This is a genomic window from Paenibacillus sp. sptzw28, assembly GCF_019550795.1.
In the GTDB taxonomy this organism is placed as follows: domain Bacteria; phylum Bacillota; class Bacilli; order Paenibacillales; family Paenibacillaceae; genus Paenibacillus_Z.
Genome location: NZ_CP080545.1, coordinates 6060558 through 6082614 on the forward strand (window position 1 = coordinate 6060558; position 22057 = coordinate 6082614).

Below are 22057 nucleotides of genomic sequence, written 5' to 3' on the forward strand. Positions count from 1 at the left end.
TTTGACGACATACACAGCATTATCTTATCCATATAACGACAAGGAAAAACATACAAAAAAGCCGCCAAACGAAGGCGGCTTATGCTCTTGGTGAGTCCTAAGGCTCGATGATTTCATCGAGCTTCGGAATCCCGGTTTCTGCTTGCTGCTTCAACGTCTTGATCCAGCTCGCTCTCTCCTTGAATTGTCACAGCTGCCGCCGCCTGTTGCTCAAGCTGCTTTTCAATCTGCCCTATTCCATGCGCTTCCTGGTGCTGTCTGCTGCTGGCCATATCTCGTTCCCTCCCTCTATCCGCCTTATACTTCTTATGGCTTCACTGACTTTTTGCCGAAAGTGCAATATCTATACTCACTGACAGAAGCGTAGAAATACGTGAATTCTCGTAAAAAAACCACTTTGTTTATCGAATGGACACTACCTTTGTCACCCAGGCAGGGAGTGGGAAAGAGAATCGCGAATAACCTTAACATAAAATTCCGAACGGAGTGATCGAAATGAGTGCTTTGAAAACGAGGGATGCCGCCGAGGCGCTTGGAGTAAGCCAAACAACCATTAAACGCTGGGTCTTCAATTTCTCGCATACCTTTCAGAAGGATCGCTTTGGGCACTACATATTCACTGAACAGGATATAAGCCGGCTGCATTATATCAAGAGCAGAGTTGAACTTGGGGACAGTATCGATCAGATTACGCTCCCCTCCGAAATTCCCGCCGAATCTGCGAAGAATGATACGGACGGGGACGAGGATACGGAAGAAATGATCTCCCGCATCCGGCAGATTGAACGCTCGCTTGCGCAGAAAGCCGACGAGGTCGTTTCGATGCAGATTCTTCAGCATCGTAAAGAGCTGGAAGAGCTTCGGCTTGTCGTCGAACAGCTGGCCGCCTCAGTCGAGAGTATGCAGGGACAGGCCGCCAAACATACCGCCCCGCAGGAAGAGATTCATAATTCGGCCATGCGCCAGGTTCACAATAAGAAACGAAGTCTATTTCGCTCTTTATTCCAATTTCTGTAATCAAATCCCGATGACTTACGGCGAGCTTCTTCACTATGAAACTTATTCACCAAACTTTAAACGATCTTTCATCTCATTTTAAGGTCTATCAACTACAATAAGATTCATAACACACTGAAATGAGGAAATACCCATGAATCCGAAACGCATTATTATTATCGGCTCGATGGTATTCGCTCTTACTATGGGCACTGGGCTGTGGTCTGACGATGCGAACGCAAGCCCGCTTGAAGAATACGGCGCTTATGATATCAAAGAACCGGAACCGCCGGCCCCAACCGTGAACGTAGTCATGAATGACGATTTAATCGAGGTGCTCGGGGTATCGTCCGATGAAGAAATATATGATGCCCTGTACAGCGGCAAATCGCTTGCCGAAATCGCCTCAGCTAACCATATGGATGTTCAGAGCGTAATCGATCTGCAGATTGCCCAATTGACGGAGCAATTAAATACACGCCTGGCCAATGGAAGCCTTTCATTCCATCAATATCAGGCACAGAAATCGGAACTGATGGAAATCATCACGAAGAGCGCTTACGGTCATAAGAATATGAACTGAAAAAAACAGGCTGCCCCCCGGCAGCCCGTTTACACCTCTGCAAACATTTTAACCGTTCTCGTAATAAATCTTCCAGGCTGACACCGAGGGAGTTGCTTACTGTTCCATCATAATGACCGGCGAAGTCATATGACCAGTGATTGCAGTCACCCTAATTGTCATTAAAAGTAATGGGGAGATTCTGAAGAGCAAGCGGTTCAGCATAGGTGCCTCCGGTTCATCGGGAAGCCGCCCGGCAAAGGGGATTGATTCAAGTGTAACCAGCCCTGCAAATGGGGTATTCCGATCTTTATCTCGTGGGCTTCTCATTGTTTGGTGTCGGTTTGGAGTGGATATCCGTTATGGCAGGTGTTTATACTTACAAAGGCTGGAATCTAATGTATTCTTTCACAGTCTACTTCTATAGCCTAGCCTTCCTGCTGCTTCTATTCAAGATGGCGATGAGGCACTACAAGAAAACAAAGCTGCCCGGCCGTTGAAACCCCGGGCTAGCTTTGCCATGTGCTATTACATCAAGCATTCCGCCGGTGCGGAGTAAGAAAGCGCGCATTTACGATATTCTGAAAATCCCCGCGAACACAGCCTTTAATGTTATGAATCAATTCGGAAATATTGGCCTCTCGCGCAGTATCGGTATACCACGCCGTTCCCGGTGTAAATACAACATTATCAAGCGTATATAACGGGTTGTGGCTAACCTGAATCAGGTCGTCGAGTCCCGCTCCCGCAATTCTCCTCTCCCGCAGTATTGTATATAACGCTTCCTCATCGATCAGATTGCCCCGGCTGGTGTTAATCAATAAAGCCCCCGGCTTCATGCTAGCCAGAAGTTCGGCCGTCAGCAGCCCTTTCGTCGATTTATTGGCCGGCACGTGCAGTGAGAGGACATCGCTTTCCCTCACTACGGCATCAATATCCTTCGTTTCAATTCCCGGGACTGTTTGACCGGAACGGTTCGTGCCGATTACTTTCATCCCGAAGCCTTGGGCGATGCGCGCGACAGCCCTCCCGATACGGCCGGTTCCGACAATTCCCATCGTGCGTCCGGACAATTCAGCCGCCAGAAAAGGGCCGTAAACATGGCTTTGCCCTTCTCTGACAAGGGTATCCGCCCTGATAATGCGCCGGTTTACCGCCATTAACAGGGCAAATACATGCTCGGCCACCGACTGGGCGGAATATTCGGGGCAGTTCGACACCGCAATACCGGCCGCTCCGGCCGCCTCGATATCGATTAAATCATATCCCGTCATGACAAGGCTGATGTATTTCAACCTTTGAACACGGCGCAAAACGCCGGCGCGCAGCGGCGTCCATTCCACAATGGCTATGTCAGCCTCTGATAAACGCCGGAGCGCGGTTGCTTCATCCGGCCGATCTTCATAAACCTCGAACTCTCCGAGCTCTTCCATCTCCCGCACGAAATAATCCGGCAAGTAGGTTGGTTCATCCAGGTAGACGATTCTCATGCCTGATGGATCCTGGGGAGCGCCGACTTTAAAAGCGTGCAGGCTTGCGCAAACATCTGCGGGTTGCGGGCGAGGGCGATGCGGATAAAGCGCTCTCCCTGTTCCTTGGCACCCCAATAAAAATGGTCGCCGGGCAGTACTCCAAGTCCGACGCCGTGAAGACGGTCAACCAGATCCACACTGCGGATATTTCCGCTTTGAATTCTGAGCCACTCAACGCTGATGGTCGAATCCGGATTATTAACGAGCAGCCCCGACGAGGAATGGATGGTTTCCCGCAGTTTTATGCGATTCCGGTCGATCGGATCCCAGATGGCGGTCTCCAGTCCCTCCCGCTTGGTATCTTTCAAATACTCGATCAGAAGCTTAAGGATGAAAGGCGATACGTTGAGCAGAATGTCGTTGTGAAGCTCAAGCACATCCTCAGCCAAATCCTCGCTCATTGCAAGGATGCTGCATTTTAGATCCTGGGTCGGCCACGTTTTTCCCGTATCCTCTACCATTAAATAGGAGACTTTCGAATTTTCCAGAAGCTCATATTGATCCCATGACGGATTTCTGGAGAAGAATCGGAAGGTGCAATCCACGATCAATATTTTTTCATGCTTTTTACAAAGGTAAACAAGCCGTTCCCACTCATCCCGTGACATTTCAAACCCTGTCGGATTATTGGGCAGCGTTACGAATACAGCATCCGTGGTTAGACCTGCGAAGGTGTCCTCAAGCCGCTCAAGTCTGAGATCCTCTTCATGAACAGGCATCAGCTTCACACGTCTTCTCTGCAGAATTGTCGCGAGATTATCGAAACAAGGATGCAGTAAAGTGACAGATAGATCCCTTGAAGCCAGGAAGGTCGCGATCAAATCTGTCGATAATGAAGCGGAATAGCAGAACAGGGTCCGACTGAGACGAACGGCGGAATACTGTCCGGCGAGCGAATAGAAAAGATAGCGGAACTCCTCTTCAAGGTCGGATTGCTTCGAGAGTTCGGTGTAATCGAACAGTTCAGGCAGTTTCCGGATTATTTGCTGCTGCGTCGTTGTTTGCGGTTGATGGGCGTGGCCATCTGCAACATTAAACAGCTGATTAATGCCGATCGATTCATATCTTGTAAGGTTAGGCAACCGCTCTAAGGACTTCAATAGCCTCCTCCTCCCCTAATATCTGTAAATCGTTTCCATACACTATATGGGCCAATACCGTGCGATGACCTCGTCATAAGCCTATTTTCCATGAAAACGCCGCCCACTCGATTCGCAGCCTCCGAACATAGACTAACGCATATACCGTTTAATAAAGGTGGAATCGTTATGTCTGAGAGCAGGCCTATAATCGCAGTGACGGGCAGTGCCGGAAAAACAACAACGAAAGAGATGATTGCCTCCGTTCTGCGGAGACAATGGAATATTTTCAAATCCCGTTCAAATTGGAACACACCTTCGGCAACCCGTAAGAATGCCCGGCTAATCAAAGGCAGCCATCAAGCTGTCGTCCTGGAGTTCGGCATGCTGCGCAAGGGTCAAATTCGAAAGCACTGCAGCCTTATAAAACCGACGATCGGCATTATTACGAACGTGGGAACGGCGCATATCGGCAATGTGGGAAACCGGGTGGAAGGCATAGCCCGCGCCAAATCGGAGCTCATCCGGTATATGGACCCGGCGGGCACCATTGTTCTGAATGCGGATGACAGGGGCTCCCGTTTGATATCGACCAAGGGGTTTAAGGGAACGGTTATCAAAATCGGCATCCGCAGCGCCGCGGATTACAAGGCGGAGGATGTGCAGCCATCGGAGAAAGGCATATCGTTTCGAGTAAAGCTGGACGAGAAAGAGGAGGATACGGAGTTCTTCATTCCATGCCTGGGGATCCATAATGTATATAACGCCCTGAATGCGATCGCCGTTACGCACCGTGCGGGCTTCTCCGCAAGTGAAATCAAAGAAGGATTGGCCCGTTATCCGATACCGTACAGAAGACTGGTCAGAACGGAGCTTCCGGGAGGCATCACATTAATCGACGACACGTTCAGCTCAAATCCCGATGCGACAAAAGCCGCTCTGGACGTCTTGGCCGCGGTTCCCAATAAGCATAAGGTCGCAGTCATCGGATATATGAAGGATCTAGGCAAGCGTGCGCGGAAAAGCCACCTGGAAGTCGGAAAATATGCCGCAAAGAAGGAAATCACCCGCTTGTATACGATAGGGGCGCTCGCGAAGCACATCGCAGCAGGCGCAAAGGATGCCGGATTTCCGGCGGGGCGCATCCGCAGCTTCTCAACCAGGCCGGGACTTCATAAAGCCTTGTCTTCAGCGGTCCGTCCGGATACCGCCATACTTGTCAAAGGCACTCATCTGTTAAAGCTGGAGCGGACGGTCAAGTATCTGAAGCGGCATTTCTCCGGGAAAACCAAGTCGCAATGACCCCTGATAAAGACGAGGTGCCACTGATTTCAAATGAAAGACCCCTACCTTGGGAATTGACGCATCACCGGTGAGTTTCAACAAAGGCGAGAACCTCGTCCAAATTTTGATTTAGCCGATCCGGCCCTTGTAATACCGGGAGAAAGGGATCCTTTATTTTCCGAAGGCGCTCCGGAACAGTCCCGATTGTGAAATCGGCGGGAGTTACGCCCCGCTCCGCCTCCATCCACATGAGCGGCGTCGATACCGTAGCGAGCGGCTGGGCGCGCACCGAATAAGGTGCAGCCATCGTCCGGCCGCGCCATAGCTGCAAATAATCGAAATATAATTTGTTGCCCCGCCGAAGGGTGACTCGCTCCAGCGTAATTTGATCCGGCATTTGGCCAAGCATGTATTCGGCTATGAACCGGTTAATCCGCCTGGTCTGTTCAAATGTGTATCTCGGCTCGATCGGTACGAATATCTGCATCCCTGTTGCGCCCGAGGTCTTCGGGAAGCTGTACAAGGATAACGAATTCAGCACTTCTCTGAGCTTCAGCGCAACCTCCAGCACGAGGCCGAAGCTCTCGCCGTCCGGCGGGTCCAGGTCAAAGACAAGCTCTGTCGGATAGTCCTTTCTGTAGTGCATGTCAAACGGCACATGAAGCTCGCAGCCCCCGAGATTGGCCACATATACAAGCGTAGCCGGGTCATTGAGCAGTATTCGTTCCTTTCCGCTGTACATGACCCGGGGCACCCATTCCGGAGCCTGGCCGTGTATGGACCGCTCTTCAATACGCCGCCCTGTGATACCGCCTGGATAACGCCAGATCATAAGCATCCGGTCCTTCGTGTATGCAAGCAGACGCGGCGCAACCGAGGCCAGATAGGTGATATATTGAAGCTTGGTAATGCCCGGCTGAGGCCATAACACCCTCTCCGCATGGGTGATCAGAATGTCCTTGCCGTCTATCGTCAGGATAGTATCCGTCACGGGCCCGCTCCTTCTTGCCAATTTTGTTATTATTTTGAACCTGCAGGTGTAAACTATGTATCAACTATGAAATGCAGAGGTGACCCGCTTGGAGACTGTCATTCCGTTCGAACCCGTTGTGAGTGACGCGGTACCGCAGGAGGACTATTGGAGATATGAAATCAAATGGGACGGCACACGGATTCTGACTTACCACGACAGGGCGGGAACACGGCTGTTCAACCGCAAAGAGCGGGAGAGAACTCACCACTATCCCGAGCTGTTAGACGTCCGTTCTTACTGCAAGGCCGAGTCTGTTATCCTTGACGGCGAGGTGATCGCTTTCGCGGAGGATGGGAAGCCTTCCTTTCACGAGGTGATGCGCCGCGACCTGCTGCAGCGTCTGGAGAGAGTGAAGACGGTGCAAACGGCCGTCCCCATCACCTATATGATCTTCGATATCCTCTATCTGAACGGACAAAGCGTAACCGGCAGGCCTCTATCCGAGAGGCTGGAGCTGCTGCACAGCATCGTTGCACCCAGCGGGAGCATTCAGTTAGTGAGTGGTCATGATAACGGCGGGTCGCTGTTTCAGGTCATGCGGCAGCAGGACATGGAGGGTATCGTTTGCAAGGATTTGCGCAGTACATATGTGGAGGGCGGGAAAGACGCGCGGTGGCGAAAGGTCAAAAATTACGGCGATGTAACTGCTGTTATCGGCGGATTTACTTTAAACGGAGGCATAGTCAATGCCGTCCTGCTCGGACAGTATGACAATGAGGGGAGACTCTGGTATATCGGCCATACCGGAACCGGTAAGCTGACGAGAGCGGAATGGCGCAATCTCACCGATCTGCTTAAGCCTATTGCTGTAAGTGAACGCCCTTTCATCAAACAGCCCGAGCGCCACAAAGACGCCTACTGGGTGACTCCTACATACACCGTAAAAGTTCAGTACAGCGAATGGAGATGGCGGGAAGGCCGCTCGCTGAGGCAGCCTTCCATCCAATCCCTGATTAGCATTCCGCCTCAGGAGTGCAAGCTTCCGTGGATTTAATCTAACAGTGCGAGCGGTAAAAGACACGCAATTTGCACGGCGCCCGCCAATTTGCTCCGCCGGCGAGCTTCATAAAAGCAGGGACCAGTACAGATCTGATCAAGGTTGCGTCAACCAGCACGGCCAATGTCATCCCGACGCCGAGCATTTTCAGAAAAACGACTTCGCCCGTGCCGTAGGCTGCGAACGTAAATCAAGGGAGTCGACCTGAACCGTTCCCGGAATGCGCGACAACTCGGCCGCGAACCGGCCAATTTCCTCGATCCTTGCTGCGGGAGCTTAACGGAAGCTTGATTGCTTCGCTCAAGCAAGTTTAATTAACCTAAAAGAAATAAAGAAGGTAGATCCAAAACAACATGGATCTGCCTTCTTTCTCAATAGCAAAAAAATTTTTATTGGTAATCGGGAAGTGGCTGAATGATATCGGAATATACATTTATTTTGGTTTTCAATTCTACCCTTTTGCCGTTTTCGTCATTGTAAGCTGCCTTAGCTGTACCGTCTCGATTTTCCATAAAGAGAACGCTACCTTTATTGTACGGCTTCATGATAGGATCGGTGTCGTAAACCATATTTGGAGGAACTTTACCAGCTGTACGCGAGCGATCAGTATCGTCATATTGGCCGATTGCTATTGCTTTTCCTTCTTTTATTTCTACAAATGTACAATGACGACCGTCCAATAAAAAGTACGCATCTGCCCGGCCAACAGGAAAGGAATATTCGTGATAAGTACCTTGTAAACCAAGCAGTTTAAAATCTGTCGTGATGGGCAAGGAAATTGCTGCTCTGCGTGCAGAAAGAAGATCGTCTTGTGTTATCATATTCATGTCGAATTCATAATCATCCGAGTTCACAAAGACGATCTTGCGTATCGCTTCGTAATTAACATGATAGCCCAGTGCCTCCGATACAAACCGGATAGGGACGAGCACACGCCCACCTTTACTTATAGCGGCTTGATCCATTTTTAGCGGTTGATCGGCTTTATAAGCGGTCGTACTACCTACCGTTATCTTCAAGTATTCCCCGTTCTTGTTTTTTAGAGTAGTCACCTTGGTAGTAGCATTCCAACTGTAATGAATCCCCATAGATGCTAAGGATCTAATGGGAATAAACAAGCGATTATTATCCATGATCGGGTGTACATCCGTGGATATGAATTTCCCATTTACATTGAGCTCGACAGGTCTTTCTTCATATCCTTTTGGCGCTGCATGGGAAATATGAGGATAACTCATTAAAATCAAGCTAAGTACTGTAATTAAGGCTACAATAATTTTCTTCAATTTTCATTCTCCTTTAGTAAAAATTTTCCTCCACCTTCTCCAGTAGACGTATTAGGTTGCAATAAAGTTGCGCTTTTTGCCCGAGAGTTCTATATTCTTTCCAGCAGCTAATCCGTTAATCATCTTTGCAGGGAGTCTTACTTCTTACGATGATTGCCCGGGCAGGAATTCCTTGTCAAAATCACGCGACTCGGCGTAATCTTAGAGGAAACAGCCCGGTCAGACACCCGAATTTGAGCGATCTTCCGCCGAATTCATACGGTTCGGAAGGAATGATCGCGCCAGGAGATGAGTGCATTGAAGCCGATCCGCGTCATGATTGTGGATGATGAAATTCTCGCAATCGAACATATCCGCCGGCTGGTCCCTTGGGAGGAGCTCGGATATCAGATCGTAAGTACCGCCACCCAACCAATGAAAGCGCGGCGGCATATTGGCCGGATCTCAGTTCCCGTGCAAGAGCTCGGCGTTTCCGTTCGGCGCCTTCTTCATGATTCAATTCATGCGGGATTCCGTTCCCGCCGATCTGATCGAATGCGCCCGCATCGACGGCTGCTCGGAGCCGGGCATTCTGCTCCGGATCGTTATGCCGATCATCAAGCCGGGACTTGCGACCCTGGCTACGCTCGTGTTTCTCTAGTCGTGGAACAACTACCTGCTGCCTCTTGTCACGATCAACAAGGCCGATTGGTTCACTTTGCCGTTATTTATCTCCAACCTCGGCATGGTGCACCGGACCGATTATGCCGCTCGGATGGCGGCTCTCGCAATGACGACCGTGCCGGTGCTGATCGTCTTTATCCTGGGCTCCCGCACGTTCATGAAAGGCCTGACCGCCGGTGCGGTCAAAGGATAATTCGGCCAGGACAAACAAAAAAACTTTTATCAAAGCCAACAAAAAAAAGCCCGGTTCATCAACCGGGCTTCATGCGGCAAAAAATACTGTTAATGGTTTCTTAGATGCAGGGTCCACTGCTCATGCAGCGCGGACTCGGAGCGCCCAAAGATTCCATTGAAATCGCCAGGATTTCTAATTAATTTATTTAACGCTCCTAATCCATACTTATCAACAATGAATTCTACGATCAAATACGAAAATTGAAAGCCTTTCATTGGCCCGAAATCCCAAGTATCGTTATTTAATTGTTCAAAAGTCGGGACAGCACCATTGGTGATTTCATCTGCAGTCGAGCTTTTAATGTATTCCTTGGTCATTTGCTTCGCTTCATAACCTCCAATGCCCTGACGCAGCCATTTGGGTGCAAGGGGGTTAATGTCCGTAATTAACCACATCGCAAACAAGTGAACTGTCGATTTAAGAATGGATTGATACGTATGCTCCGGTCCCGGATTCAAAGGAGAAACGATCTTTAATTTATTTTCCTTGAAAGTTCCCATGAACCAGTTAGGCGCATCTGCTTCCCCGACAGCTTGATGGAAAGTCGGAAGGTCCGGGTAAATTTCAATGACAATTTTTGTAGATGGATGGTGATTAAATTTGGACGAGATTGTTTCAACATTGTCCTTAAGCTCATTAAATAAATCATGGTGAACCTTCTTCGAACTGTCGTTCGTGTCGTTCGTTTCACTTTTGCTTACAATTGATATCATATCTTGAATAGACATTATGGCAATGTCACCCCATTCTTTTAATTCTCTTCTGAGTTTCTCAAGCGACCGGTATAACCTGTTCTTTACCGCACTCTCCCGCATTCCAACGATCTCGGAAATTTCCGATAATGTACAGTCAACAAAATAACGCAATGAAATAATCTGTTGGTCCAGCTCATTCAGTTTCTTCAATGCCGAACCTATATCAATACGAATTTCAACATACTTGGCAAAATCCACGGAAACAGACTGCGATTCGTAGCTTGTAAAATCATCACAGGGGGTTTCTTTTTTTCGTGATAAGCTTCGAAATTCGTTTTTGACTGTATTCTGGGCAATTTTGAAAATCCAAGTGAATAAACTGGCATTCTCTTTGAAAGTATGAATGTTTTCCATCACCTTTAAGAAGACCTTTTGCGTTAGATCATCCACCGCCATAGGATTTACTTTCAGCGAGAGATATTTGCGGATTCTATCGCGGTATTGATTATAGATAACTTCAAAATGATTGCTGCTTCCCTGTTTATCCGGATAAACAGGGCTTTCGTCGTGAGCTCCAGACATTGTAAGAACCTCCTGTTGACCTTACATACAATTAGACACCGCAGGGAAGTAAAAAGCCACATGCAGGCAGAAAATTTGTTTCAGTGAAAGGATTGCCGGCAGTAATCTTTTATGTAGAAATGGAAGCATTTTCAGCCAATTTTCAGATAGAATTCAGATCATTTTCAGGACCCGGATTTACACTACGTAGTGTCGATTGTTGTCGACAGAGAGAAAATACATACATATGACGGGGTGCTGCTGATGCGATTTACGATTGGAAGAAAGCTGTCGTTCGGATTTTTGGCCATTTTTATACTCATGGGTGCAGTCGGATCGATCTCGATAGCAAAAATGACCGTGATGGGGGAACAGGCCAAGGTTATTAATAACACATTTATGCCGGGCGTAAAGCTTCTCGGCAGTATAGAAGCGAATTTTCTGGATATACAGCGGCTTGCACTAGGGCTAGTCCTCGTGAAGGACACTTCGGAGGCGGCAGGGCTCGAGACCCGAATCAATACCGCTATGGACGAGTTACATAAAAATCAGCAAGCTTATGAGGCTCTTATCTCTACTGACGAGGAACGGAATCTCTATCAAAATTTTGTCACCAGCGGGAAGGAATCGTTAGATATGCTCGCCCCGCTGATGAAAGCCGGTAAGGCCATTGACTTAACAACCGCCCAGACAATCATCGGCGAAATGAAGACACCTCTTAACAATGCCCTCGACAGCCTCACCAAGAGCATAAATTATTTGGCGCAGAAGTCTGCAGAAGCGACAGATACTTCCGTACAGCTGTATGAATCAGGCAGACGTGACGGCATCATTTGGAGCTTATTCGCTCTAGCCGTTGGGATCGTGATTGCCTTTATTCTAACGCGGTTGATCGCTGGACCAATGGTAATAATGGCCGGAGCAGCCCGGCGGATCGCCTCGGGGGATTTGACAGCAGATGAGATCCAGGTCGGAAACCGGGATGAAATCGGGGAGCTCGCGGGTTCTTTTAATGAAATGAAGAGAAGTCTTCGCAGCTTGATTAGCGAGGTGGGGGTAAGTGCGCAGCAGGTGGCCGCTTCCTCAGAGGAATTGACAGCCGGCTCCGAGCAAATCAGAGGCGCAACCGAGCAGATTGCTCTGACAATGGAGAAGGTCGCCGCCGGGACGGAGAAACAGTCGCGCAGTGTAGAAGAGAATGTGCATGCGATTAACGAGCTGTCTGCCGGCATTCACCATATTGCCGCCAATGCTGAGAGCGTTACATCCGCTGCGGTTCTGGCAGCTGCAATAGCTTCGGAGGGGAATCTGACGATCCGGAAGACCGTTGACCAGATGAATTCCATTAACAGCACCGTAGGCGGCTTGGCCCAAGCGGTGAAAGGGCTCGGTGAACGTTCGCTGGAAATCGGCAAAATCGTAGAGGTAATTGCAGGGATTGCGACTCAGACCAATCTCCTCGCTTTGAATGCCTCGATTGAAGCGGCAAGAGCGGGAGAGCATGGAAGTGGTTTCGCCGTAGTGGCGAGTGAAGTGCGTAAGCTGGCGGAACAATCCAGGATGTCCTCCGGGCAGATTGCGCAATTGATCGCGGCCATTCAAGACGAGACGATCCACACTGCAAGGTTAATGGAAGCCGGACAGCAAGAAGTTGAAGAAGGTATCCATGCGGTAATAGTTGCCGGAAGTACATTTGAACGTATTCAGCAGTCCGTAAACAACGTGACGAATCAGATTCAGGAGGTTTCGGCCGCCTCCGAGCAAATGTCCGCCAGTACGGCTCAAGTGGTCCATTCAACCGATATTATTTGGGATATCGCGGAAACGACATCATCCGGAACGCAGCAAGTATCGACCGCCGTGGAGGAACAATTGGCATCGATGGAGGAGATTACCGCCTCCGCGGCAGCTCTCGCCGAAATGTCGGAAGAACTGCAGTCTCTCATTAGAAGGTTTAAAGTTTAACCGGGTGATGAAAAACACAAACCCCGACCTCATACGGTCGGGGTTTCGCCTTCCCCTGACACATGCAGATAATCATTCAGCATACGTTCAAACGCTTCAGGCGAAAAACCTAAATACTCTCTCGCTCCTTGGCATCGGTAATTACTATTTCCCATTGTCGAACCCGGGCGTCACGACGGCCTCCCCCTTCATGATGCCAAGCAGCCAGCCTGTGCCCACCCTATATTCTGGCCGGGGGAAGAAAAAAAGACGCCCGAAGGCGTCCGAACTGCGAAAAAACATTATCTCTCCCAAATATCGTGGTATTCCTTGCGCCGTCTGAACAGCGCGTGCGCATACGAACACGCCGGTACGATCTTCTTATTCGTTTCCCTGGCATATTCCACCACCCGCTGAACCAGGTCCTCGGCCAGTTTTCGTCCGCGCATCGCCTCCAAAACGAAGGTATGATCGATAATCAGCGTATCCTCCCCGCTGGTCACGAAAGTGATTTCGGCGACTGCTACACCGTCCTCCCACGTAATAAAGCCGTTTCCTTCCTTCACCGTTTCACCCATTATTGGTTACCTCCTCATCGATTTCCGGCTCCAGACTCTTTATAAGGGCGTACAAGTGATCAACCGAGCGCATCGTGTATTCAACATGGACCGGCTGGCCGTCCGTAATCAGAACTAGGCACGGTACGCTCGATATTCGCCAGGCATCCCGCAGTACCGGGGCGTAGTTGATATTTATTTTGTGAATGGGAACGCCAACTCCGGCAGCCTGAACAATTTCGAGCATTCTCTCCGTCAACTGGCATGTACCGCAGAAAACGGTGTGAAACAATACCGCTTCGTTACCGCCTTTCTTACGCAGTCGTTTAAGGAGCTCTTCCTCCTGTAGCTCTTCTATGGCCATCTGACTTGTTCCTTTCGTATTCAGCGAGACAGGCAGCAGATTTAATCCGCTCTCTTTTCGGTATATATCTAAGTTTACCATAAACGTTTATATACATAAGCAATTACTAAACTGAAGGTAGTAGGAAGAATTAGACCGGCATGGCGGTCGCCGCCTCCTCTACCAGTTCTTAAATAAACAACCCGCCGGGGCCATAAGCCCCGGCGGGTTGTTTGTATTCCCGGAAAAGAATCCGGTATTCGGTGCCGTTGTTACGGCTTCTCTTGCATTACTTCCTGGATTCTGATCAGCACGACGACCGCTTCCGCTCTTGTTGCCGTACTTCCCGGCTCAAAGCGGCTGCTCGAGCGGCCATTCACAATGCCTTTCAGGGCGGCTTCCGTTACGTAGCCTTTCGCCCACTTCGGAATTTGCGAATCGTCCGCAAACGATGTCTTGGTACTCGACGCGGCTGACATTCCCCAGCCTCTCATCAGCATCGCAATCATTTCCGTCCTGCTGAGCTTGACGTTCGGACGAAGTGTTCCGTCGGTGTAGCCTTTGATAACACCGGCTGCGATCGCGCCGGCCAATTCATCAACTGCCGAACCCGGCACTTGTCTGCGGTCCTTGAAAGCTTCCAAGGAAGATGCGTCTCCTTGCAGCTTGAACGCCCGCGATACCATCAATGCGAACTGCAGCCTTGTTACCTCTCCGTTCGGTACGAAAATCTGATTCGTAAAACCTTGGACGATACACTGCTGGGCAGCCTTCTCGATGTACGTCTTCGCCCAATGGTTCTGTGTATCAATCCAGTTTGTTTGCGTGCAAACGGATCCGGCTGATCCATTCTTATTCTGCTCATCAGCCAGCTTGGCCAGTACCACAACGGAAGCCGATGCGGAAAGTGTCCCGCGTTTGACGGTAATGCGGGTTGTTCCTTCCGCTATCCCCGTCACCAGGCCGCTTCCGTTCACCTCCGCTATCGACGCAGATGCGGATTCAAAAGTCGCATCCGTTATCGTTTCGACTTTACCGCTTGCATACACGGCATGTACCGTTATTTGGCGTTTCTCGCCGATTCGCATTTGATAGTCCGTCGCATTTAAATATATGGCCGTCAGTTCGTAACCGGTATATCCTCCGAAGAAGTTGCCGCTTCCGGGAGTCGATAACTTGTCCGTTCTGATGACGATCACGGTATACGTTTTAACGCCGTCGGCCGGAGACGTGACCTCGACCGAAATCGGATTGTTTCCGACCTGCAGCGCAATCGGCGCGCTGGCCGTACCGTTTGCTGCGGCTTGGCCGTTGACTTTGATCGCCGCGCCGGCTTTCGCCGTCGGCGTCACGGTGACGCTGGTCACTTCATTGGCTACCGCCGCGGCATAGTTCATGATGCCGCCGCTGAAGGCCGGGCTAAGCGTGCCGTTTGACAGCGTCAGGTTGATCAGGTCTGCGCCGTTATCCGTTTCGCGGGTGATAATAATGGTGTAGCGTTTCGTGGTCGAACTGTCCTGCGCCTTCACCAGGACCGTAATCTGATTCTCACCGGCCTTCAGTGCGATCGGCTGCGAAGGGGTTGCGCTTGCCACCACGGCGCCGTTCACCGTTACTATTGCATTGGCGTTCGCCGTTGTCGGCGTTACGCTTACCTGATACACGCTGCTGGTCACCGTTGCCGTATAATCCAACATCCCGCTGCTGAACGAGGGGCCGAGCGTTCCGCTTGACAGCGCCAGATCGACAAGGTCGGCTGCGTTCGAGCTCACTTCGCGGTACACCTTGACGGAATAGGTTTTCGTCGTTCCATCCTGCGCCCAGACGGCCACGTTAATGAGGTTGTCTCCCTCATTGAGCGGCAGCGGCCGGGATGTCGTTCCGCTCGCCACGATGGTTCCGTTCACCGTGATGACCGCTCCGTTGTCGGCCGCCGTCGGCGTTACCGACACGGCGTATACGTCATTGGTCACCGTCGCCGTGTAGGTCTGCGTCCCGCTGCTGAACGATGGGCTTAGCGTTCCGCTCGACAGCGCCAGATTGATCAGGTCCGCATTAGGGCCCGCCTCCTTGCGTACCGTCACGCGATACGTCATTTGGGTCGTGCCGTCCTGCGCCTTTACCACTACCGTAATCGGATTGTCGCCCGGATTCAGGGCGATGGCCGACGATGGCGTTCCGCTCGCGACCAGCTTCCCGTTCACGGTGATGCTGGCATTCGGATCGGCAGCCGTCGGGGTGACCGTAATGCTGTAGACACTGCTCACTACAGTGGCCGAGTATTCGGCCGTCGTGCTGCTGAACGCCGGGCTGAGCGTGCCTTCCGATAAAGTAAGGCCGCTGAGCTCCGCGCCAGTGCTTGCGGCACGGGTGACGACCAGATTGTACGTTTTCACGGTCGCTCTGTCCTGTGCTGTCACCGTTACCGCGATCGGATTTTGTCCCACCTTCAGAGCAATCGGAGGCGAGGCCGTGCCGCTGGAAACGATTGTCCCGTCTACCGTGATGATGGCGTTCGGATCCACCGCTGCAGCCGTTACGGTCACACTTGCAATCTCATTGGCGACGGTCGCCGAATATGCGGTTACCGCGCTGCTGAACGCCGGGCTAAGCGTGCCTTCCGATAAGGCCAGACTGCTCAGGTCCGTGCTGTTGCTTGCGCTTCGGGTCACAATGACGGTATAGGTCTTCGCCGTCGTGCCGTCTTCCGCCGTCACCAGTACATCGATCCGGTTGTCCCCCACATTCAGCGGGATCGCCGCCGAAGCCGCTCCGCTCGCCACGGCTTTTCCGTTCACCGTCAGCGTCGCGTTCAGATCCGACGCGGTCGGGGTAACCGTCACGCTTGTCACCGTACTGGCCACGGTCGCGCTGTAGCTCTGCACGCCGCTCGCAAATACCGGGCTCAAGCTTCCGCTCGACAAGGCCAGATTGCTCAAATCCGCATTCGTGCGTGCCGCGCGGGTAACGTTCAGGCTGTACGTTTTCGTCGTCGTTCCATCCTGCGCCGTGACCGTCACCGTAATCGGGTTATCCCCCGGATTCAGCGGAATCGGGCCGGACGGTGCGCCGCTGGCTACCAGTTTGCCGTTCACCGTGACCGTCGCGTTCGGGTCGGCCGTCGTCGGCGTTACCTTCACGCTGACCACGCTGTTCCCTACCCCCGCCGTATAGCTCGTCACGCCGCTTGCAAACGCCGGGTTCAAGCTTCCCTCGGACAACGCCAGATAGCTTAGGTCCGCGCTGCCCGATGCTGCGCGGGTCACCACGACGTTATAGGTCATCTGCGTCGTTCCGTCCTGCGCCGTCACCGTCACGGCGATCGGGTTGTCTCCGGCATTCAGCGAAATGGCCTGCGATGCCGTACCGCTATTCACCAGCGTTCCGTTCACCGTGACCGTCGCGTTCGGATCGGCCGTCGTCGGCGTCACGGTCAGGCTGTAGACGCTGTTCGCCACCGTGGACGTATAATCCGTCGCTCCCATGCTGAACGCCGGACTTAACGTCCCGTCCGACAGAGCCAAATCAGTCAATCCCGCACTGTTGCTCGGCGCTCGGGTGACCGTCACGGTGTACGTCTTCGTCGTCGTGCCGTCTTGGGCGGTGACCGTCACATCGATCGGGTTGTCCCCAATGCTGAGCGGAATCTCCCCCGATGCCGAACCGCTTGGTACCAGCGTTCCGTTCACCTTCACCGTTGCATTCGCATCCGTTACCGTCGGCGTAACGCTCACGCTGCTGACACTATTGGCCACCGCCGCCGTATAGCTCGTCACGCCGCTGCCGAACGCCGGGCTCAAGGTGCCCTGCGACAGCGCCAGGTTGTTCAGGCTTGCGATCGCGCTCGCTGCGCGTTTCACCGTCACGGTGTACGTCTTCGTCGTCGTGCCGTCCTGCGCCGTCACCGTTACGTTGATCGGGTTGTCCCCGACGTTCAGCGGAATGCTTGGGGATGCCGAACCGCTCGCTACCAGGGTCCCGTTCACCTTCACCGTCGCGTTCGGATCCGCCAGGGTCGGGGTGACCGTGATGCCGGTCACATTGTTCGCTACGCTCACCGTGTACTGCTGCACGCCGCTGCCGAACGCCGGCGCCAGGCTTCCCTCGGACACCGACAGGTAGGTCAAGTCCGCGCTGTTGCTCGGCGCGCGGGTGACCGTCAACGTATACGTTTTCTTCGTCGTCCCGTCCTGCGCCGTCACCGTCACGTTGATCAGGTTGTCGCCGACGCTAAGCGGGATCGCCGCAGACGCGGTGCCGCTCGCCACGGTTTGCCCGTTCACCGTGACAGTCGCGTTCGGTTCCGCCGACGTCGGCGTCACCGTCACGCTTGTTGTGCTGTTGGCCACGGTTGCGCCGTAGCTCTGCGTGCCGCTGCTGAACGCGGGGCTAAGCGTTCCCTGCGACAGCGACAACCCGCTTAATTCGGCGTTGCTGCTCGGCGGACGGGTGACCGTCACCGTATACAGCTTCTGCGTCGTCCCGTCTTCCGCCGTGACGATTACCTTGACAATATTGTCCCCCACGTTTAAGGGAACGGTTGACGGGGTGCCGCTGGCGACAACCTTGCCGTTCACCGTTATCGTCGCACCCGGGTCCGCCGCCGTCGGCGTCACGTCCACGCTGGTGATGCTATTGGCCACGGTGGCCGAATAGCCTGTCACCCCGCTGCTGAACGCCGGGCTTAACGTCCCCTGCGACAGTGCCAAATTGCTCAAATTGGCGTTGGTGCTCGCCTGCCGGTACACAATGACGGAGTACGTCTTGCGCATCGTCCCCGCCGCCGATGTTACGACCACCTTAATGGTATTGGCCCCCACATTGAGGGAAACCGGCGAGGAGGCGCTGCCGCTCGCCACGCTCTGTCCGTTGACCATCACCGTCGCGTTCGGGTCGGAGGTCGTCGGGGTAAGCTGCATGCTCGTCACGCTATGGGCCACCGTCGCGGAATAGTCCGTCGTTGCGGGGTCGAATGCCGGCGTCATTGCCCCTTGCGACAACGTCAAATTGCTTAGATTCACGTCCTGCTCCGACACGGTAACCGTACTCGAGTCCGTATAGTGCCCGTCGTCCGTCGTCGCGGTAATGACTGCCGTTCCCGGACCGACCGGCGTGACGACGCCGTTCTGGTCTACTGTCGCCACCGCAGGCGTATCCGATACCCAGCGCACATTCTTGTTGCTTGCCGTGCTCGGCAGCACTGCCGCGCTTAGCTGCCCCGTGCTTCCGCCCTGTACCAGCGAAAGGGCCGACGGCGTCACGTCGACGCCTGTCGCGGGGATATAGTAATTGATCCGCAGAATCGGTCGCTTCGTGGAGTCGGAATATTCAGAGGAAGCGAATATTTTATAGTTCGCTACATTCGTAGCTTCGTCTTGATCGACAATTTCCACGCCGTAGTTCGGCTTGCCGCCTTCGACCCACTGCCGCACCGTACCGGTCAACGTAAAGGTTTTCCAGGTGTTAGGCGTGTAGCTGACCGATTGGATGTCGACCGTCGCGGCGTCGTATAAGGGCTGGTTGTTCCATGTTGTTTCGCCAGCCGATGCAGCAGTCCCGCTCTTGTTCCCTTCCACCCAAGGCTCGAGAATCTCCCGCGCGCCCATGGAGACGGTATTGTTGGCTGCGTCGAGGAGATAAAGCTCCAGCGTCGCGCTTGTAATAATGGCATTGGCGGGGATGGACGACATGTCGAATTTGTGCAACGCCCTCTTTCTGTCATTCACATAAGCCGCAACACGGCCAACATATGTCCGGTCGTAAGCGCCCCAGTTGGTATCAGGATAGGTATTATATTCGTGGACACTGGTATCGTCTGTACCGACATACCCGTTCAGCCCTTGCTGCAGCACGACCTGCGTCGTAGTGACCGGCTTGTCGCTCGCAGCGGGGGCTCTGACGGTTACCGTGCTTGTCGCCGTTAACCCGTCCGCCGTCGTCGCTGTGATCGTGGCATTCCCGAGGTTGGCGCCCGGCGTCACGTATCCATTCGCGTCCACCGCCGCGACCGAAGAATCGCTGGACGTCCACGTCACACTCTGATCCGTGGCATTATCCGGTGTAAAGTCGGCTTTCAGCCTGGTGCCGCTTCCTCCCTGGATTAGGGTAAGCTCCGCAGGCGCAACGGTGAAGTCCGTAGCCGGTACGCTATATGTGATCGTTAATTTGGGACGGGTGGTTCCTTCGCTGGAATCGAATCCCTTGTTGAAATCTGACGCATCCGTGGAATTATCTCTCTTAAGCATGATTCCGTAGTTCGCTGCCGTTCCAGACACCCACTGCTGCGTCAGACCCAGCACATCGAATGCATTCCAGGAACCGTTCGCAACGCTTGTCGTCATCTGGCTTGAAATTGGCGTCGTGTTATAGATTGGGGTGCTTACCGCGTTGTTCCAGGTAAGCGTATTCTCCTGCCAATCCTTTGTCACTTGATGGATAGCGATTGGCACATTGGTGGTTCCTATGTTGCTGCTCACCCTGGCATCATTTAAGTACAGCTCCAGCTTCGCGCTCGTAATCTCGGCGTTCTGCGGGATGGACGCAAGATCGAATTGGAGAAACGTATATCTCTGCCCGGTCGCCAAATTACCAATGATAAGCGCTGCTGAATTGCCAAAGTTCGTTGTTCCCTGTTCTTGCGCGACGAGCGCATCCTTCATAGCGGTATACCCGTTAGTCCAGTACTGCAACACCCTCGTCACAGGCGTTGCCGCCGCAGCTGCGGAGGTGGGGGACAAAAGTAAGGATGCAACCGCTGAAAATACCATGAGTCCGCTGAGTGTTGCGGAAACGATGCGTCTGAATAACCCGATTCGTTTTCGTTGAGTAAATTGCATGATGGAAACCCTCCGTAATTTTTTTGTTATCCCCAAGCCGGAAACAGACAGGCGTTATGATTCGAGGAGAAGATTTTCAAATCCCCGTATCACGGCTATGCCTGCCCGCATTCCGTTATCGTAATAATGCCTCCTTCATATCTCCGGATCGCTTGGCCGATAATCAGCATATCCCGTCCATCCGTTAGCGGATAAATAACTCCGGCGTTGACGTGAAGCGGCATAAATAAGTGTGCTGGTAACCTTATCTTTCAGCTGCATCACCCCTTTCAAATAACAGAAACCCCCGTCTACTGTTGCTAAATAGACGGGGGTTTCCGCCGTATTCGGTAACTGGCTGGCATGTTGGATGCATTCGATCCACTTAAGCCCCTATAGCTTTGCGTCACCACCTTTCAGTGGCTTTGCCGTTGTCGTACGAAGTATTTAATTGTCGTTTACTGCGTTGGTTGACTGTCGAATACGAATTAGTTAACTTGAACCGTGTATATACGTTTTACCATGATCTTCTTTTTTTTTGGATGGCTTTTTTTAAAATCATGAGATGGATTTTTTGGATTTTCAGTTGAGCGAAACGTTTCAATCGGACTTTTCCGGACAGAAAAAAACCGGTCACATTCAGTGTGGACCGGGTCTATCATTAACGCGGCAACTGGGCCGGCCTGTCGAACAGTAATCCGACGAGAGGCTTTAGTGCCTTGACTCGTCCCTAAATAGAGTTGCAGGACGAGAACGGACTTGTTCATTTCTGTAACGAAATGAGAAAACAGCGCACCACGCTGCTGTCAAATTGCGTTCCGCAATTTTTAACAAGCTCGAACCTCGCCTCTTCCTCCGTCATGACGGTAGGGCCGCTTGGAAATCATACTGTCATAGGCCTCGATAACGGCGCATATGCGGGCAAGATAGGGGATTTCTTCGCCGGACAAGCCTTCCGGATACCCTTTACCGTCCCATCTCTCATGATGGTAACGAACGACCGCGATAACTTCGGGGTCCTGTATCGAGAGATTTTCAAGCAGTTCGGCACCCAATTGCGGATGCAGCCGCATTAAGTTTAACCGCATTGGGTTAAGCGGTTTCCTATTGCGGAGCACTTCGCCCGGAATCATGGTTTTGCCCACATCATGCAGGAAACAACCGCGTATCAGAGCAGTCGTGTCTCGGGAGTCAAGTCCGAAAGATGCAGCCGCATTCCCGGCTAAAAGGGCGACTCTTTCCGAATGTCGAAAGGTGTCCGGGCATTTTCTTTGCAAGAATCCCATCCATTTGTCCACGGTTAACGATTGAGCTTTGCTGCTTAAGGTTCGAATAGCAGTGCCGGTTTCACTGATCATTCGTCCTTCCCCTTTCTCGTAAGAAACCGCATTGAATATAAAGAGGAACCTGACTTATCAATTGTTCCATTCATTAATTTGTACCATGCTCAATCCGTTTTTTGGATGGATTTTTTA

The 22057-nt window shown here is 52.2% G+C and carries 20 protein-coding genes and 1 riboswitch; of the genes, 7 read left to right on the plus strand and 13 right to left on the minus strand.

Annotated elements, in window-relative coordinates; genetic code table 11:
• Positions 1–113 precede the first annotated feature (113 nt).
• Positions 114–272, minus strand: coding sequence for a hypothetical protein (locus tag KZ483_RS28110; protein WP_220350767.1), 159 nt, complete (start codon positions 270–272; stop codon positions 114–116).
• 223 nt (positions 273–495) lie between these two features.
• Here KZ483_RS28110 and KZ483_RS28115 point away from each other — a divergent pair, with 223 nt between their 5' ends.
• The 3 genes from KZ483_RS28115 to KZ483_RS28125 all read left to right on the plus strand — a co-directional run bounded on the left by KZ483_RS28115 (position 496) and on the right by KZ483_RS28125 (position 2058).
• Entirely contained in the window at positions 496–1017 is a 522-nt protein-coding gene (locus KZ483_RS28115; protein ID WP_220350768.1) for a MerR family transcriptional regulator, read from the plus strand.
• Between the two features lie 133 nt (positions 1018–1150).
• Positions 1151–1579, plus strand: coding sequence for a hypothetical protein (locus KZ483_RS28120; protein WP_220350769.1), 429 nt, complete (start codon positions 1151–1153; stop codon positions 1577–1579).
• 272 nt (positions 1580–1851) lie between these two features.
• A complete protein-coding gene (locus KZ483_RS28125; protein WP_220350770.1) occupies positions 1852–2058 on the plus strand; it encodes a hypothetical protein in 207 nt (68 codons plus the stop codon).
• A 33-nt stretch (positions 2059–2091) separates the two neighbouring features.
• Here KZ483_RS28125 and KZ483_RS28130 read toward each other — a convergent pair whose 3' ends face one another.
• Entirely contained in the window at positions 2092–3048 is a 957-nt protein-coding gene (locus KZ483_RS28130) for a 2-hydroxyacid dehydrogenase (RefSeq protein ID WP_220350771.1), read from the minus strand.
• Positions 3045–4190 (minus strand): aminotransferase class I/II-fold pyridoxal phosphate-dependent enzyme, encoded by a 1146-nt coding sequence (locus KZ483_RS28135; RefSeq protein WP_220350772.1) that lies wholly within the window; start codon positions 4188–4190, stop codon positions 3045–3047. The genes KZ483_RS28130 and KZ483_RS28135 overlap by 4 nt, the downstream gene beginning before the upstream one ends.
• Before the next feature lie 168 nt (positions 4191–4358).
• Between KZ483_RS28135 and murF the strand changes: the two genes are divergently transcribed.
• The gene (murF, locus tag KZ483_RS28140) at positions 4359–5471 is read left to right on the plus strand and encodes a UDP-N-acetylmuramoyl-tripeptide--D-alanyl-D-alanine ligase (protein WP_220350773.1); all 1113 of its coding nucleotides are present in this window, start codon (positions 4359–4361) and stop codon (positions 5469–5471) included.
• 64 nt (positions 5472–5535) lie between these two features.
• On the opposite strand, the gene ligD is transcribed toward murF, so the two are convergent.
• On the minus strand, positions 5536–6444 hold the full coding sequence (gene ligD / locus KZ483_RS28145) for a non-homologous end-joining DNA ligase (RefSeq protein WP_258881472.1): 909 nt from the start codon (positions 6442–6444) through the stop codon (positions 5536–5538).
• 88 nt (positions 6445–6532) lie between these two features.
• On the opposite strand from ligD, the gene KZ483_RS28150 reads away from it, so the two are divergent.
• The gene (locus KZ483_RS28150; RefSeq protein WP_220350774.1) at positions 6533–7480 is read left to right on the plus strand and encodes an ATP-dependent DNA ligase; all 948 of its coding nucleotides are present in this window, start codon (positions 6533–6535) and stop codon (positions 7478–7480) included.
• A gap of 392 nt (positions 7481–7872) precedes the next feature.
• Here KZ483_RS28150 and KZ483_RS28155 read toward each other — a convergent pair whose 3' ends face one another.
• A complete protein-coding gene (locus KZ483_RS28155; protein ID WP_220350775.1) occupies positions 7873–8769 on the minus strand; it encodes a copper amine oxidase N-terminal domain-containing protein in 897 nt (298 codons plus the stop codon).
• A gap of 433 nt (positions 8770–9202) precedes the next feature.
• On the opposite strand from KZ483_RS28155, the gene KZ483_RS28845 reads away from it, so the two are divergent.
• Positions 9203–9409, plus strand: a complete 207-nt coding sequence (locus tag KZ483_RS28845) for an ABC transporter permease subunit (RefSeq protein WP_258881473.1) — start codon at positions 9203–9205, stop codon at positions 9407–9409.
• A 63-nt stretch (positions 9410–9472) separates the two neighbouring features.
• Here the strand turns inward: KZ483_RS28845 and KZ483_RS28850 are convergent, their stop codons facing one another.
• On the minus strand, positions 9473–9664 hold the full coding sequence (locus tag KZ483_RS28850; RefSeq protein WP_258881474.1) for a hypothetical protein: 192 nt from the start codon (positions 9662–9664) through the stop codon (positions 9473–9475).
• Positions 9665–9714: 50 nt separating this feature from the next.
• Positions 9715–10944, minus strand: a complete 1230-nt coding sequence (locus tag KZ483_RS28165) for an RNA polymerase sigma factor (protein ID WP_220350776.1) — start codon at positions 10942–10944, stop codon at positions 9715–9717.
• Between the two features lie 189 nt (positions 10945–11133).
• Here KZ483_RS28165 and KZ483_RS28170 point away from each other — a divergent pair, with 189 nt between their 5' ends.
• A complete protein-coding gene (locus KZ483_RS28170; RefSeq protein ID WP_220350777.1) occupies positions 11134–12888 on the plus strand; it encodes a methyl-accepting chemotaxis protein in 1755 nt (584 codons plus the stop codon).
• Positions 12889–13032: 144 nt separating this feature from the next.
• Here KZ483_RS28170 and KZ483_RS28175 read toward each other — a convergent pair whose 3' ends face one another.
• The 6 genes from KZ483_RS28175 to KZ483_RS28195 all read right to left on the minus strand — a co-directional run bounded on the left by KZ483_RS28175 (position 13033) and on the right by KZ483_RS28195 (position 21940).
• On the minus strand, positions 13033–13170 hold the full coding sequence (locus KZ483_RS28175) for a hypothetical protein (RefSeq protein WP_220350778.1): 138 nt from the start codon (positions 13168–13170) through the stop codon (positions 13033–13035).
• Positions 13170–13445: a GNAT family N-acetyltransferase gene (locus KZ483_RS28180; RefSeq protein WP_220350779.1), complete on the minus strand. Its 276-nt coding sequence runs from the start codon at positions 13443–13445 to the stop codon at positions 13170–13172. The genes KZ483_RS28175 and KZ483_RS28180 overlap by 1 nt, the downstream gene beginning before the upstream one ends.
• Positions 13438–13869, minus strand: a complete 432-nt coding sequence (locus tag KZ483_RS28185) for a thioredoxin family protein (RefSeq protein ID WP_258881475.1) — start codon at positions 13867–13869, stop codon at positions 13438–13440. The genes KZ483_RS28180 and KZ483_RS28185 overlap by 8 nt, the downstream gene beginning before the upstream one ends.
• Before the next feature lie 170 nt (positions 13870–14039).
• Complete coding sequence (locus KZ483_RS28190; RefSeq protein WP_220350780.1) at positions 14040–20603, minus strand: cadherin-like beta sandwich domain-containing protein; 6564 nt, start codon at positions 20601–20603, stop codon at positions 14040–14042.
• 95 nt (positions 20604–20698) lie between these two features.
• Positions 20699–20827: an F-box protein gene (locus KZ483_RS28855; protein ID WP_258881476.1), complete on the minus strand. Its 129-nt coding sequence runs from the start codon at positions 20825–20827 to the stop codon at positions 20699–20701.
• A gap of 101 nt (positions 20828–20928) precedes the next feature.
• Positions 20929–21022: riboswitch (cyclic di-GMP riboswitch) on the minus strand.
• A 387-nt stretch (positions 21023–21409) separates the two neighbouring features.
• Positions 21410–21940 (minus strand): HD-GYP domain-containing protein, encoded by a 531-nt coding sequence (locus tag KZ483_RS28195; RefSeq protein ID WP_220350781.1) that lies wholly within the window; start codon positions 21938–21940, stop codon positions 21410–21412.
• Between the last annotated feature and the right edge of the window lie 117 nt (positions 21941–22057).

Coding starts and splice junctions, on each gene's coding strand:
- KZ483_RS28185 (WP_258881475.1), bottom strand. CDS start 13,869: ATGGTAAACTTAGATATATACCGAAAAGAGAGCGGATTAAATCTGCTG.
- KZ483_RS28855 (WP_258881476.1), bottom strand. CDS start 20,827: ATGCCGCTTCACGTCAACGCCGGAGTTATTTATCCGCTAACGGATGGA.
- murF (WP_220350773.1), top strand. CDS start 4,359: ATGTCTGAGAGCAGGCCTATAATCGCAGTGACGGGCAGTGCCGGAAAA.
- KZ483_RS28125 (WP_220350770.1), top strand. CDS start 1,852: ATGGGGTATTCCGATCTTTATCTCGTGGGCTTCTCATTGTTTGGTGTC.
- KZ483_RS28120 (WP_220350769.1), top strand. CDS start 1,151: ATGAATCCGAAACGCATTATTATTATCGGCTCGATGGTATTCGCTCTT.
- KZ483_RS28165 (WP_220350776.1), bottom strand. CDS start 10,944: ATGTCTGGAGCTCACGACGAAAGCCCTGTTTATCCGGATAAACAGGGA.
- KZ483_RS28180 (WP_220350779.1), bottom strand. CDS start 13,445: ATGGGTGAAACGGTGAAGGAAGGAAACGGCTTTATTACGTGGGAGGAC.
- KZ483_RS28130 (WP_220350771.1), bottom strand. CDS start 3,048: ATGAGAATCGTCTACCTGGATGAACCAACCTACTTGCCGGATTATTTC.
- KZ483_RS28195 (WP_220350781.1), bottom strand. CDS start 21,940: ATGATCAGTGAAACCGGCACTGCTATTCGAACCTTAAGCAGCAAAGCT.
- KZ483_RS28115 (WP_220350768.1), top strand. CDS start 496: ATGAGTGCTTTGAAAACGAGGGATGCCGCCGAGGCGCTTGGAGTAAGC.
- KZ483_RS28110 (WP_220350767.1), bottom strand. CDS start 272: ATGGCCAGCAGCAGACAGCACCAGGAAGCGCATGGAATAGGGCAGATT.
- KZ483_RS28190 (WP_220350780.1), bottom strand. CDS start 20,603: ATGCAATTTACTCAACGAAAACGAATCGGGTTATTCAGACGCATCGTT.
- KZ483_RS28175 (WP_220350778.1), bottom strand. CDS start 13,170: ATGTTTTTTCGCAGTTCGGACGCCTTCGGGCGTCTTTTTTTCTTCCCC.